Here is a 14649-nt window from a genome sequence, read left to right on the forward strand (position 1 = left end):
CTGAACTTTATCTTCATAACTCAATTTCATAATAAAAACACCCCAAAAGTTAGATTTTTTCTGTCTAACTTTTGGGGTGCAGTTCACTGGAGCTGGTTTTTATTTTTCGATAATTTTGTGGGCAATCAATTGGCGGTAACAGATTTGTCTGTTGTTTTTTGCGTCATTAATGATCTGTAAAATCGTTTCAAAGGAAACGCGCCCAAGTTCCAGACTATTGATATCGACATAAGCTACGAGGTCAAGTCGAGGGTTGACAGAGTCGAAACTCAAGACAGGAACAGTTAACTGATGCTTACTGATGTAGTCACAAACTCCTTCTGCTAGGAGACTATCGGTTGTGATGATAGCGTCAATCTGCGGATCGTGATTGAACAGGAGTTCACTGAATTGATAACCTTTTTCTTCCAGAAATTCGGTCGCAAAGTAGGTTAAGTGGGTATCAATCGGAAGTTGGTGTTGTTTGAGTGCCAATTCGTAACCTCTTAGACGGTCTTGTGTAACGAAAAGTTTCTTGGTTCCTCCGATAAAGGCGATCCGTCTGCATCCTTTTTTGATGAAATACTCAGTTGCATCAAAACCGGCTTGGACATTGTCATTATCAACAAGAGGGATAAAGGGTGAAATGGATTTTCCGAGGATAAGGAAAGGGAACTGTTCCTCCGCTACGAGCTTCACCAGTGGATCTTCTTCTTGAGCATAGAGGAAGATCAGACCGTCGACACGTTTCCCATAGACCATTTGTGAGATGGCATTGAGGCGTTCCTTCTCATCTTTCCCCGTCGCGATCTGAATAGCATAGTGGTTTTCAGATGCGACTTGGGCGATTCCTCGTAGGACAGATGGGAAGAAAGGGTTTTGGTAGAAGGCATCCGAGTCGTCAGGCAATACCAAACCGATAACTTGAGTATAGCTGCTAACTAGGCTACGAGCATTGAGATTGGGATGGTAGTTAAGTTCCTTCATAGCCTTGCGGACTCGTTTTTTGGTTTCATCACTAATTGTTGATTTGTTTTGAATAACGCGGGTTACGGTTGAAGGTGAGACACCTGCAGCCTTGGCCACATCTTTAATCGTAACGGGCATAAAAATCTCCTATTTATGATAATCTGGATCGCGGTAATGTGTTTTATAAAAGATAGCGACCAGATAAAGAACAAAAAGAATGTTCTGTACAGTGATAAGTGTTGACATATTTTGGCCAAAAAGTCCCAAAATAAGCGTAATCAAAGTTGGTAATCCTAAACAGTTCAAGATAAAATGGTAGCACTCTTTAAAGGTTCTAAATGAAAAGAGGCGTGATTTTTTGGTGATATAAAGGAGAAGACTAGCTCCAAGAGAGACAATGAAGAAATTCAATCCAAAGAGGAAGCTTGCACCAAGAACGAGAAAGAGACTGATATAGACCCGATTTTGTTGGTACCAATCTTTAGAAATGGCCTGGGTCAGATCTTCCTTACTCTGGAAACTCTCCGTTTGAATCGCGTGGTAGCGAATACGAGTCAGCTCTTTACTTTCCTTACTGATGATGAGTTCTTCCGTATCAAAATGAAGTTGTAGGTCCTTTGGCAATTCTTTGCTTTGGCTTGGACCAATCAAAAGAGAAGGCTGCTGATTCTTAGTGCCTGAGTAGTTCAGCTTTCCATCTACGATTTGTACATTCTCTGACAAGTCCATGATGGCTTCATCTGTCAGTGGAGTGTAGACATTATCGATAAAAGTATCCAGTGGATACGTCTCCTGAGAGCTGTTTTGAATGGCAATTGGAACCATAGACAAACTGATGAGGAAAATGCTAGTAAAGAGAAGCTGAAACCAGTTGAGGCCGAAACGTTTTGATAGGGGCTTACGAAATCCCCAGATACTAGAGAAATACGAGAATGGATATGGAAGCATAGGCATCTTTCTAAAAGTGTTTTCTATATGAGTATTATTATATAGAGAAATGTGCTTTATTTCAAGTCTAGTAGAGAAATTGCTTTTTGAAAAGCGGATTTTGCTACTATTTGTGGTCTTGTGTCTAATCTTTTAACTTTACAAACAAGCTCCAAAATGAAAAAAGGGTGGCGGGGATAAATTATCCCTTGTCGCCACCACTTGTAAGTCCTGAAACAAAGTTCTTTTGTAGGAAGAAGAAGAGAATACAGATTGGAAGGGCGATGAGGATAGCACCTGCTGAGAAGTAGGCGATCTTCATGTTTTTCACATTGCTAACGAAGGTTTGGAGACCAACGGCAACAGTAAAGTATTCTTTCTCACGAAGCAAGAAACTAGAGAGAATGTAGTCTCCGAAAGGTCCCATGAAGGCCCATAGAGCTTGTACAGCCACCATTGGGCGAACGAGTGGGAGAACAATTTGCCAGAAGCGGCGGAAGTGTCCAGCACCATCTAGTTTTGCAGATTCGTCTAGAGACATTGGCACGGTATCGAAGTAGCCTTTCATGAGCCAAGCATTCATCGGGATACCTCCACCGACATAGAGGAAGATGAGGAACCAGCTATGGTTAAGGGCGTTCAACATAAGTGCCATAACGAAGAAGGCTGTCAAAGCGGCCATAGTTGGCACCATTTGGATAATCAAGAAGAAGACCAAACTTTGCTTACGAGCCAAGAAGTTGTAACGACTGTAGGCGTAACCTGCAAGTACGATGATACTTGTTTGAACAGCCATTGTGATAAAGGCAATAATCAAAGTATTAAGGTACCAAGTGCCGTATAAGGTTTCAGTAAAGAGTCCTTTAAAGTTATCAAAATTGAAGTCGATGTTAGTATCTAGTTTAAAGGCTGCGACGTTACCTGCTTTGAAGGCGGACATGATGGTGATCAAAAGTGGGTAGATAATCACGATTGATAGGCCAATCAAGTAGAGGTAAGTGAGGGTTTGAGTCAGTCTACGTTTGAGTTTGATTGAGTTATTCATCTTAGACGTCCTCCATATCAAATGCGTGTAGTTTCTTGAATGCGATCATAGAGATAGAGATGACAATGATTGAGATAATCAAGGTAACAGCTGCCGCCATAGAGTATTGAGGAGATGTACCTGTTGTCAAACGGTAAATCCATGAAATCAAGATATCAGTTGAACCAGCTCCGCCTCCGACAGTACCAGGACCTCCACCATTAAAGAGATACATGATAGAGAAGTTGTTAAAGTTGAAGGTGTATTGGCTGATCAATGTTGGTGCTGCAACAGCCAAGATCATAGGGAAAGTGATGTTGCGGAATTTTTGCCAAGCATTAGCACCATCGATGTAAGCCGCTTCGTAGAGGTCGTTAGGAATAGACTGCAAGATACCCAAGGTCAAAACGTAGATGTATGGGAATCCTAGCCAACCTTGCATCATAATCAAGGCAACCTTAGTCCAAGTTGGATTTGTTTTCCAAGGGATAAGAGCTCCATCTAGGAAGGGAAGGACCTTAGACAAAAGAGGCAAGACTTGGGTGTTGATGGCACCGACACTATCATTAAACATGTTTGAGAATGTCAAGATAGTGATGAAAGCTGGAACAGCCCAAGGAAGAAGGAAAATAACACCGAAGATACGTTTTCCTTTGATAAATGGTTGGTTAGCAATGATTGCTGTAAAGATACCAATGACAATCTGCAAGGTAGAGGCAGCCAAGGCCCAGATAATGGTCCAAGAAAGAACAGAACCAAAGGCTGAACGGAAGGTGCTCAAGCTCCAGATGTTTGTGAAGTTCGTCAAACCAACCCAGTCCAACAATTTGTTTGGTGGCAAGTGTTGGAAGTCATAGTTGGTAAAGGCAATCATCAAGGTTACGATAACTGGGAAGATAATCGCAAATGTCATCGCTACATACGATGGGATAATCAAAAGGTATGGGAATCCATTCTCATAAATACCTTTAATCATATCCTTGAAGGTATGAGCTACAGGAATACCGTTGTTGATACGTTTAGCAGTCGTATGTGCATCCTTGATATTAAAGATATAAAAGAGCAAGTAAACGACAACAAAGATAGAGTGAAAAGCACCACGAATCAGCATGAAAAGTGAATTATCACGACCTGGTTTCACACCAAGTGTGATCAAATTGCTCAATTCAGGGCTTGCAAGTGTTAGAAAATACAGAACAAATAAAACAGTAACACCAAGGAAAATAAATCCTTTAGCTTTTTGTTTGTTATAGATTTGTCCTAAACCAGGAATGATTGACAGCAAGGCTGCTTTGCGAGGCTGTTGTTTTTCCATGATTACTCCTTTCATAGGATGCGAGATAAAACTCGGGTTCAATCGCAAGATACGCATATCTGATGAGAAGCGCATCTATACATTCAAAGGGGGATTTCACTTCCACCCCCCTTGAACAAATCAATTATTCACCAAATTTTTGTTTGATTGTTTCTTTGATCAATGTTACAGCATCGTTAGCAGCTGTTTTCGCATCTTTTTTACCACTTACAGCTTCAAAGAGCATTGTTTTAGCTGGGTCCCAAACAGCTGACATTTGTGAGATGTTTGGCATTGGTTGAGCGTTCTTGAACTGTTCGATAACAGCTGTTGTCAACTCATCTTTTTTACCTTCAGCATAAGTACGAGCTTCTGTGTTAGCTGGGATTTCGTTGGTTGCATCGTAGAAGGCTTTTTGTTGTTCAGTTGATACAAGGAAGTCTACAAATTTTTGAGCAGCTTCAAGGTTCTTAGTGCTTGATGGAATGATCCAAGCTTTACCACCACCGAATGTTTCGTAGTTTTTACCGTTTGGAAGAGTTGGGATAGTCGCAACACCGTAGTTTACTTTAGCATCTTTGAATGCTTGAGCTTTCCAAGGTCCATCGATGATAGCAGCAGTTTTACCTTCTTGGAATTGAGTTTGAATTAAGTTTGGAGCTCCTTCAGTATCTTGCATACCTTTAGGCCATTTTTCATACCAAGATTTAGCGTAGTTGATAGCTGTAATTGCACCTTCGTTTGCAAGTCCGATGTCTTTAGGATCTTTACCGTTTTGGCCGAATACGTAAGCACCATTACCAGCAAGAAGTCCATATGAGTAGTAGAAGTTTGTCCAGTCAGCAAGGAAGGCAGTTGTTTTACCATCTTCACCAGCGAAAGCGTATTTGCTATCTTTAGCAAGGTTTTCTAAATCAGCAAAAGTTTTAGGAGCTTCTTTTAGCAAGTCTTTATTGTAGTACAAAACGAGTGATTCGATAACGGCTGGAGCACCATACACTTTACCACCAACAGTTACAAGAGATTTTGTTTTATCGTCTGTTTTCGCTCCGTCACTAAGAGTAACTTCAGAAAGTTGTCCGTCAGTACCAAGGCTACCTACACGGTCGTATGGAGCCATCATAACGTCAGCAGCTTTACCAGATTGGTTGTCAAGTGAAAGATTGTCAAGACCACCCATTTGGTCTCCTGTTTTGATAGTAACTTTTACACCTGCTTCTTTTTCATAAGCTTTTGCAGCTGATTCAGCAAAGGCTTTATATTGGTCTTCAACATAGAAAGTGAGTTCTTTTGCTTCTGAAGAGCTAGTATCAGCCGCTTTATCAGCCGATTTGCTTCCGCAAGCTACCAAGAGCAAGCTAGCAAGAGTAGCAGTTCCGAGCACAGCAGCGCTCTTCATGAATTTAGATGACATAGTGTATTCCTCCTAAAGAATAACAAAAATAATTTAATGAGAAAACGCAAACGTTTTCTTTTATGTGCCTAGTATAGCACAAACAGAAAACGGTTGCAAGTATTTTTAGAAAAAATTTTAAAAAAATTTTAAGGTTTCAAACATTTGTTAAAGCCCTTATATAAGAAAGAACTTAAAATATTTGTTTTTCTTGAATTGAAAATATATTAGGGAAACGATTGCGTAAATTTGGATCGATTTTTCAGAAAATAGAGCAGATGTTTGGAATGAATTATCTTAAATCAGAAAATTTTTAAAAATTTTTTCGCTCATTTCATAAAATATCAGTGGGAACAAGTTTTGGTTGATTAAAATAATTCAAAAAAATTTTTTAAAAACGCTTGCATTTGTGTTTAAAATGCGCTATACTTAACTTAACGCAAACGTTTGCGCCTTGATTGCGCAACGTTTTATAACAAACACATGAGGTGCTATTATGAAAAAACGTCAAAGTGGTGTGTTGATGCACATCTCTTCTCTACCAGGAGCATACGGGATTGGATCATTTGGTCAGACTGCCTATGATTTCGTTGATTTCTTGGTTCGTACGAAGCAACGTTACTGGCAAATCCTCCCTCTTGGGACAACAAGCTATGGAGATTCTCCATACCAATCATTCTCAGCCTTTGCTGGAAATACGCATTTTATTGACCTTGATATCTTGGTAGAGCAAAGCTTGCTCGAAGCCAGTGATCTTGAAGGTGTTGACTTTGGTAGTGATGCATCTGAAGTTGACTATGCGAAGATTTACTACGCACGTCGTCCGCTTTTAGAAAAAGCAGTTAAACGCTTCTTGGAAGTGGGTGATGTCAAAGAGTTTGAGAAATTTGCTCAAGACAACCAATCATGGCTTGAACTCTTTGCAGAGTATATGGCGATTAAAGAGCATTTTGACAATCTTGCTTGGACAGAATGGCCAGACGCAGATGCTCGTGCGCGTAAAGCTTCAGCACTTGAAAGCTACCGTGAGAAATTGGCAGACAAGTTGGTTTACCATCGTGTGACTCAATACTTCTTCTTCCAACAATGGTTGAAATTGAAAGCTTATGCTAACGACAACCACATCGAAATCGTTGGAGATATGCCTATCTATGTAGCGGAAGATTCAAGCGACATGTGGGCAAATCCACACCTCTTCAAGACAGATGCCAATGGTAAAGCAACTTGCATCGCAGGATGCCCACCAGATGAGTTTTCTGCAACTGGTCAACTTTGGGGGAACCCAATCTATGACTGGGAAGCAATGGACAAAGACGGTTACAAATGGTGGATTGAACGCTTGCGCGAAAGCTTCAAGATCTACGATATCGTTCGTATCGACCACTTCCGTGGTTTCGAATCTTACTGGGAAATCCTAGCTGGCTCTGAAACAGCGGCACCTGGTAAATGGGTGAAGGGTCCAGGCTACAAACTCTTCGCAGCCGTTAAGGAAGAGCTTGGTGAGCTAAACATCATCGCAGAAGACCTTGGTTTCATGACAGATGAAGTCATCGAGTTGCGTGAACGCACTGGATTCCCAGGAATGAAGATTCTTCAATTTGCCTTCAATCCAGAAGACGAAAGTATTGATAGCCCACACTTGGCACCAGCTAACTCAGTTATGTACACAGGAACACATGATAACAATACGGTCCTTGGTTGGTACCGTAATGAGATCGACGATCCAACTCGTGAATACATGGCTCGTTACACGAACCGTAAAGAGTACGAAACAGTGCCACATGCAATGCTTCGCACAGTATTTTCATCCGTTAGCTTCATGGCTATTGCAACCATGCAAGACTTGTTAGAACTAGATGAGTCAGCTCGTATGAACTTCCCATCTACCCTTGGTGGAAACTGGTCATGGCGTATGACAGCAGATCAACTCACACCAGCTGTTGAAGAAACTTTGCTTGACTTGACTACAATTTATCGCCGAATCAATGAAAATTTGGTAGAATTAAAGAAATAAGACATTATCAGGAGACACATAAACATGTTACCATTAAAAGAATTTGTACAAAAACGTTACAATAAAACCATTGCAGAATGTAGCAATGAAGAGCTTTACCTTGCTCTTCTCAACTACAGCAAACTTGCAAGCAGCCAAAAACCAGTTAACACTGGTAAGAAAAAAGTTTACTACATCTCAGCTGAGTTCTTGATCGGTAAACTCTTGTCAAACAATTTGATCAACCTTGGTCTTTACGATGACGTGAAAAAAGAACTTGCAGATGCTGGTAAAGAGTTGATCGAAATCGAAGAAGTAGAATTGGAACCATCACTTGGTAACGGTGGTTTGGGACGTTTGGCAGCTTGCTTTATCGACTCAATCGCTACACTTGGTTTGAATGGTGACGGTGTTGGTTTGAACTACCACTTCGGTCTTTTCCAACAAGTTCTTAAAAACAACCAACAAGAAACAATTCCTAACGCTTGGTTGACAGAGCAAAACTGGTTGGTTCGCTCAAGTCGTAGCTACCAAGTGCCATTTGCACACTTCACATTGACATCTACTCTTTACGATATCGATGTACCTGGTTACAAGACAGCTACTAAAAACCGCTTGCGTTTGTTTGACTTGGATTCAGTTGATTCTTCCATCATCGAAGATGGTATCAACTTTGATAAGACAGATATCGCTCGCAACTTGACTCTCTTCCTTTACCCAGACGACAGCGACAAGCAAGGTGAATTGCTCCGTATCTTCCAACAATACTTCATGGTTTCAAACGGTGCGCAATTGATCATCGACGAAGCAATCGAAAAAGGGAGCAACTTGCATGACCTTGCGGACTACGCAGTTGTACAAATCAACGATACTCACCCATCAATGGTGATCCCTGAATTGATCCGTCTCTTGACTGCGCGTGGTATCGAACTTGATGAAGCAATCTCAATCGTACGTAGCATGACTGCCTACACTAACCACACAATCCTTGCTGAAGCCCTTGAAAAATGGCCTCTTGAATTCTTGGAAGAAGTGGTTCCTCACTTGGTACCAATCATCGAAGAATTGGACCGTCGTGTGAAGGCAGAATACAAAGATCCAGCTGTTCAAATCATCGACGAGAGCGGACGTGTTCACATGGCTCACATGGATATCCACTACGGATACAGCGTAAACGGGGTTGCAGCTCTTCACACTGAAATCTTGAAGAACTCAGAGTTGAAAGCTTTCTACGACCTTTACCCAGAAAAATTCAACAACAAAACAAACGGTATTACATTCCGTCGTTGGCTCATGCATGCTAACCCAAGCTTGTCTCACTACTTGGATGAGATTATTGGCCGTGGTTGGCACCATGAAGCAGATGAGCTTGAAAAACTCTTGTCATACGAAGACAAGGCTGCTGTCAAAGAAAAATTGGAAAGCATCAAAGCTCACAACAAACGTAAATTGGCTCGTCACTTGAAAGAACATCAAGGTGTGGAAATCAATACAAACTCTATCTTTGATATCCAAATCAAACGTCTTCACGAGTACAAACGCCAACAAATGAACGCTTTGTATGTCATCCACAAATACCTTGATATCAAGGCTGGTAACATCCCTGCTCGTCCAATCACAGTCTTCTTTGGTGGTAAAGCAGCTCCTGCCTACACAATTGCCCAAGACATCATTCACTTAATCCTTTGCTTGTCAGAAGTGATTGCTAACGACCCAGCAGTAGCTCCACACTTGCAAGTCGTAATGGTTGAAAACTACAATGTTACTGCAGCAAGCTTCCTCATCCCAGCATGTGATATCTCAGAACAAATCTCACTTGCTTCTAAAGAAGCTTCAGGTACTGGTAACATGAAATTCATGTTGAATGGAGCTTTGACTCTTGGTACTATGGACGGAGCTAACGTGGAAATCGCTGAATTGGTTGGTGACGAAAACATCTACATCTTCGGTGAAGATTCAGAAACTGTTATCGACCTTTACGCAAAAGCAGCTTACAAGTCAAGCGAATTCTACGCTCGTGAAGCTATCAAACCTTTGGTTGACTTCATCGTGAGCGATGCTGTTCTTGCAGTAGGTAAGAAAGAACGCTTGGAACGTCTTTACAACGAATTGATTAACAAAGACTGGTTCATGACTCTCCTAGACTTGGAAGACTACATCAAAGTCAAAGAGCAAATGCTTGCTGATTACGAAGACCGTGACGCATGGTTGGATAAAGTCATCGTTAACATTTCTAAAGCAGGATTCTTCTCATCTGACCGTACAATTGCTCAGTACAACGAAGATATCTGGCACTTGAACTAAGATTAAATAAAAAAACGCATCTTTTAAGATGCGTTTTTTCATAGTTTAAACTAATTTACAGTACTTTCCCAACTAGAATCTCTGCTTCGATGGTAATCTCTGTCAGTTGGCTCCAGTCAATCTTAGTATGGTCAACGTGAAAGAGTAAGGGTGTCATGGCAAGCAGGGCTTGGCGTTGCTCCGCTGTGATGGGTTTGGTTAGGGAAGCTATTTGGCTAGATTGGATACTGAAGTGTTCTTGAAAATGTTCTTTGATATCTTGATTGGAATAGTCCTTCTTTGTCAGCTGGTCCTGCACCATATGACGGATTTCTTTGAGGTGATTTTCAGTTGGGATGACCTTGATCAAAATACCGTCTTTGGATAAAACGCGACGGAATTCCCCATAGTTGGCAGGCGAGAAGATATCAAGCAGGATATCCATGCTGGCGTCTTTTATAGGAAGACGAGCCAGGTCGCCGACAAACCAGTTGACCGCCCAGTTTGGTTCGCTCTTGGCAGCGATTTGAACGGAATCTTTTGAAATATCAAAGGCGTAAAAGGTTTTGTCAGAGTGACTTTCTTGGAGTTTACGAGAGTAGAAACCTTCGCCACAACCGATATCCAAGACTGTTTTTGCGGATGGATTAGTTGTTAGTAAGTCCGAGATACCTTCTAAAATAGCCTGATAAAAACCAGCTTCAAGAATTTGCTGGCGGTTTTGGAAGTTTTCCTTGTCGTAGTTGGCAGATTGCTTGATTTGCGGAGCCAAGTTGACATAGCCGAATTTTGCCAGATCAAAAGAATGGCGGTTGCTACACTTGAGGCTAGACTCTACCAAGGCCAGATTTTCTTGGCAGATAGGGCAGGAAAAGGCAGTCGCAGAAGCAAAACGCTGAAGTTTGGGTTTGAGGTTTGTATTCATAGTTTAAGTGTATCAAAAGAGGCAAATGAAAGCAACTTTAGAAATAAGTAGATGGGAGATTCAGTAGAAATAAAACTAATTCTCCAATTTATAGAATAAAATTGCTTTTATATCTAAATTTCTATATAATAATGATAAGGAGGAAATAAGTATGTTAAAAGAAGTATTAACCGTTGCAAAAGTTGCGAAAAAATCATCACTCTTTTTGGGTGGTGTCGCATTTGGTACCCTTGGTTTGAAAATCTTGGCAAGTAAGGAAGCTAAAAAAGGTTATTCTAAAGCTTTGGCTAAGGCTTACAAGTTGAAAGACGGGCTAGATGCATCTGTTTCTGTTGTGAAACAACATGGAGACGATGTCTTGCAAGATGCCAAATATTTGTACGAGCAAGAGAAAAAAGAAGAGCAATTAGATAGCCTTATAGGAGAATAATATGTCTTTTAAAGTGCTACATAGAGGATACCAACATATCCGACTATCATCTTCTTTTTCACTCACCTTGGATATTCAAGACTATCTTCGTTCCTTGGCGAGAGATGAAAAGGGGATTGAGTCTATCCAGTTTTACATGGATCAACAGCACTTTACTCTACGCATAAAAGAAGGCTTTTCTGTATTAGATAATGCAGAAGCCTTTTTAAAAAGAATTGATAAAGGGAAAGTTTCTGAGTTGATGACTCTTCCCATTCGTAGAGAAGAGAGTGCTTATTCTATTGTTTCAGGTGCAGCGATTAAGCGTGTACTTTTTCGTAGTTTTGTGCCGTATCCTATTCGCTATATATGGACTTGTTATCAGGCTTTGGGTTATATTAGAGAAGCCTATCAAACACTAGCGCGTAAGGAACTAACGATGGAAGTCTTGGACTGTTCGGCGATTTTATTGTCCTTGTTTATGAACCAATCCAAGACAGCTAGCAATATCATGTTTATGCTTGATTTGGGGAATCATTTAGATCAGTGGTCTTTGAAAAAAACTGCAACAGATTTAGAACAAAGCCTTCTTGCAAAAGAGAGCGACGTATTCTTAGTACAGGGCGATACGGTTGTTAGTATCAAGAGTTCCGATGTTCAAATAGGAGATGTCTTGGTCCTATCTCAAGGAAATGAAATTCTGTTTGATGGACAAGTAGTTTCAGGTTTAGGTATGGTCAACGAAAGTTCCTTGACGGGAGAGAGTTTTCCAGTTGAAAAAAGAGAGTCTGATTTGGTTTGTGCAAATACAGTATTAGAAACTGGAGAGTTACGCATTCGTGTAACCGATAATCAGATGAACAGCCGGATTTTACAACTGATTGAGTTAATGAAGAAATCTGAAGAAAACAAGAAAACGAAACAACGCTATTTCATCAAGATGGCGGATAAGGTCGTCAAATATAATTTCTTGGGGGCTGGGCTAACTTACCTATTAACAGGTTCTTTTTCTAAGGCTATTTCTTTCCTATTAGTCGATTTCTCCTGCGCTTTGAAAATCTCTACTCCTGTAGCTTATTTGACAGCTATCAAGGAGGGGTTGAACCGTGAAATGGTGATTAAGGATGGGGATGTTCTGGAGAAATATCTGGAAGTTGATACTTTCTTGTTTGATAAGACGGGAACAATCACAACTAGTTATCCTATAGTTGAAAAGGTGTTACCTTTTGGGGACTATAGTGAGGAAGATATTCTCAGAATCAGTGCCTGTCTTGAGGAACACATTTATCATCCTATTGCTAATGCCATCGTCAAGCAAGCTGAGATAGAGGGAATTGAACATGAGGAAATGCATGGGAAACTCCAATATATTGCAAGCAAGGGGATCAAATCTCATATAGATGGCCAACCAGTTCTTATTGGGAATTATGTCTTGATGCAGGATGAGCAGATTCATATCAGTTCAGAACAAAATGCTTTAATTGAAGAGTACAAGAGTCACTACAATCTCTTATTCTTGGCTTATCAGAATGAATTGATTGGAATGTTCTGCATTCATACTCCTTTGAGAAAAGAAGCAAAAGCAGCCTTGGAGAAACTTAAGGCACAAGGGAAAAAATTGATTCTGGCAACAGGGGACACCTTGGTTAGGACAGAGGAATTAGTCAAAGATTTGCCCTTTGATCAGGTCTATACAGACTTGAAACCTGATGGGAAATTTGAGTTAGTAGAGGAACTGCAGAAAGCAGGTCACACGATTTTGATGGTTGGAGATGGATTGAATGACTCAGCGGCTCTAACCCTATCAGATATCGGTGTGGTGATGAATGAGAGTGCAGATATTTCTAAGCAAATGAGTGATATCTTATTGTTAGATAATCGCTTGGATTTCTTCCAAGAGTTGGATTTGCTATCATCATCTTTGCAAACACTTATCAAGAAGAATATTCAAGATACTGTTGTCGTAAATAGTAGTTTGATTGGCTTTGGCTTGTTTAATTGGCTCAGTCCTTCAAATCTCTCTATCTTACATAATCTAACAACCTTGCGCATAGTCCTGCGTAGTTTGTCTATTAAGGGATAGGTGGGGACTATTCACAGCAAAAAGGAGTTACCTTTCTCGAGGGTAACTCCTTTATTTATAGATAAATGTTGAACAGTTTAGTAAGTCAACACAAAGTATTTTTTCTTCCCGCGGCGGATAACAGTTAGTTCGTTTTCGAGCTTGTCTGCGTCGCTCAAGACATAGTCAAGGTCTTGGATACGGTCACCGTTGACGTAGATAGCTCCGTTTTGAACATCTTCACGAGCTTGGCGTTTTGAATTGACCACGCTAGAAGATACAAGTAGTTCCACGATATTGTGATTTTCGTCAGCTTGTACTTGGTAGTTTGGCACTCCACGAAGTCCTTGTTTGAGTTCTTTGACAGAAAGGTTTTTGATGTTTCCTGCAAAGAGTTGCTCGGTGATGTTAAGGGCTTCTTTGTAAGCTTCTTCTCCGTGAACAAGAGTCACCACTTCACGAGCGAGGACTTTTTGAGCCAAGCGTTCGTGTGGAGCTGCTTCAAACTGCTTGCGGATATCTTCAATCTCATCGAGTGTCAAGAAAGTAAAGATCTTCAAGAAGCGAACAGCGTCAGCGTCCATCACGTTCATCCAGAATTGGTACATTTCGTATGGAGAAGTCTTTTCAGGGTTGAGCCAGACTGCGTTTCCTTCTGATTTACCAAATTTCTTACCAGTCGCATCTGTGATGAGGGGAACTGTGATAACGTGGCCTGTCTTATCAGCCTTACGACGAAGCAATTCGGTACCAGCGGTCATATTTCCCCACTGGTCAGAACCACCGATTTGAAGGGTTACGTTGTGGTCTTGGTTAAGGACATAGAAGTCATAACCTTGCATGATTTGGTAGGCAAACTCTGTGTAAGAAATTCCTGTTTCGATCCGTTTTTTTACAGACTCTTTACTCATCATGTAGTTGACAGTGAAGTATTTTCCGACATCACGAAGGAAGTCAATGAAGCTGATGCTGCCAAACCAGTCGTAGTTGTTGACCATGACAGCTTTATTTTCCCCATTTTCAAAGTCAAGAAAACGAGAAAGTTGTCCTTGGATAGACTTGACCCAGCCATCTACTGTGTCTTTTGTTTGGAGACTACGCTCAGCATCTTTGAAGGACGGATCTCCGATGAGACCTGTAGCACCGCCAACGAGCGCATAAGGTTTGTGACCTGCTAGTTGCAAACGACGACTTGTCAAGATTGCGACAAGGTGACCTAGGTGAAGGCTGTCAGCAGTTGGATCGTAGCCGGTATAATAAGAAACTTGACCTTCTTCTAGGGCTTTACGCAAAGCTTCTTCATCAGTCGTTTGAAAAATCAAACCACGCTCTTTTAGCTCATCAAAAATGTGCATATGTCTTTTCTCCTTTATAAAATATTGTTTCTACCT

Annotated in this window: 11 protein-coding genes; 4 read left to right on the forward strand and 7 right to left on the reverse strand. The window is 40.9% G+C overall.

Annotated elements, in window-relative coordinates:
- Positions 1-99 precede the first annotated feature (99 nt).
- The 5 genes from BLS46_RS09090 to BLS46_RS09110 all read right to left on the reverse strand — a co-directional run bounded on the left by BLS46_RS09090 (position 100) and on the right by BLS46_RS09110 (position 5607).
- Entirely contained in the window at positions 100-1086 is a 987-nt protein-coding gene (locus BLS46_RS09090) for a LacI family DNA-binding transcriptional regulator (protein WP_093587089.1), read from the reverse strand.
- A 9-nt stretch (positions 1087-1095) separates the two neighbouring features.
- On the reverse strand, positions 1096-1896 hold the full coding sequence (locus BLS46_RS09095; RefSeq protein ID WP_093587091.1) for a DUF1189 domain-containing protein: 801 nt from the start codon (positions 1894-1896) through the stop codon (positions 1096-1098).
- Between the two features lie 181 nt (positions 1897-2077).
- Positions 2078-2920, reverse strand: a complete 843-nt coding sequence (locus tag BLS46_RS09100; RefSeq protein WP_001065640.1) for a sugar ABC transporter permease — start codon at positions 2918-2920, stop codon at positions 2078-2080.
- A 1-nt stretch (position 2921) separates the two neighbouring features.
- Positions 2922-4214, reverse strand: coding sequence for a sugar ABC transporter permease (locus tag BLS46_RS09105; RefSeq protein WP_162284862.1), 1293 nt, complete (start codon positions 4212-4214; stop codon positions 2922-2924).
- A 124-nt stretch (positions 4215-4338) separates the two neighbouring features.
- A complete protein-coding gene (locus BLS46_RS09110) occupies positions 4339-5607 on the reverse strand; it encodes an extracellular solute-binding protein (RefSeq protein ID WP_000095451.1) in 1269 nt (422 codons plus the stop codon).
- A gap of 475 nt (positions 5608-6082) precedes the next feature.
- Between BLS46_RS09110 and malQ the strand changes: the two genes are divergently transcribed.
- Positions 6083-7600 carry a 4-alpha-glucanotransferase gene (gene malQ / locus BLS46_RS09115; protein ID WP_093587093.1) on the forward strand — a complete coding sequence of 506 codons (1518 nt, stop codon included), beginning with the start codon at positions 6083-6085 and terminating at the stop codon, positions 7598-7600.
- A gap of 24 nt (positions 7601-7624) precedes the next feature.
- Positions 7625-9883, forward strand: a complete 2259-nt coding sequence (glgP, locus tag BLS46_RS09120) for a glycogen/starch/alpha-glucan family phosphorylase (RefSeq protein WP_093587095.1) — start codon at positions 7625-7627, stop codon at positions 9881-9883.
- A gap of 55 nt (positions 9884-9938) precedes the next feature.
- On the opposite strand, the gene BLS46_RS09125 is transcribed toward glgP, so the two are convergent.
- The gene (locus BLS46_RS09125) at positions 9939-10787 is read right to left on the reverse strand and encodes a putative RNA methyltransferase (RefSeq protein WP_093587098.1); all 849 of its coding nucleotides are present in this window, start codon (positions 10785-10787) and stop codon (positions 9939-9941) included.
- A gap of 151 nt (positions 10788-10938) precedes the next feature.
- Here BLS46_RS09125 and BLS46_RS09130 point away from each other — a divergent pair, with 151 nt between their 5' ends.
- Positions 10939-11217 (forward strand): DUF6110 family protein, encoded by a 279-nt coding sequence (locus BLS46_RS09130; RefSeq protein ID WP_000910910.1) that lies wholly within the window; start codon positions 10939-10941, stop codon positions 11215-11217.
- A 1-nt stretch (position 11218) separates the two neighbouring features.
- Positions 11219-13279 (forward strand): heavy metal translocating P-type ATPase, encoded by a 2061-nt coding sequence (locus tag BLS46_RS09135; protein ID WP_093587100.1) that lies wholly within the window; start codon positions 11219-11221, stop codon positions 13277-13279.
- Positions 13280-13356: 77 nt separating this feature from the next.
- Here the strand turns inward: BLS46_RS09135 and tyrS are convergent, their stop codons facing one another.
- Positions 13357-14613 (reverse strand): tyrosine--tRNA ligase, encoded by a 1257-nt coding sequence (gene tyrS / locus BLS46_RS09140; RefSeq protein ID WP_093587102.1) that lies wholly within the window; start codon positions 14611-14613, stop codon positions 13357-13359.
- Positions 14614-14649: the final 36 nt, after the last annotated feature.

This window comes from Streptococcus sp. NLAE-zl-C503 (assembly GCF_900104285.1).
Taxonomy (GTDB): Bacteria; Bacillota; Bacilli; order Lactobacillales; family Streptococcaceae; genus Streptococcus.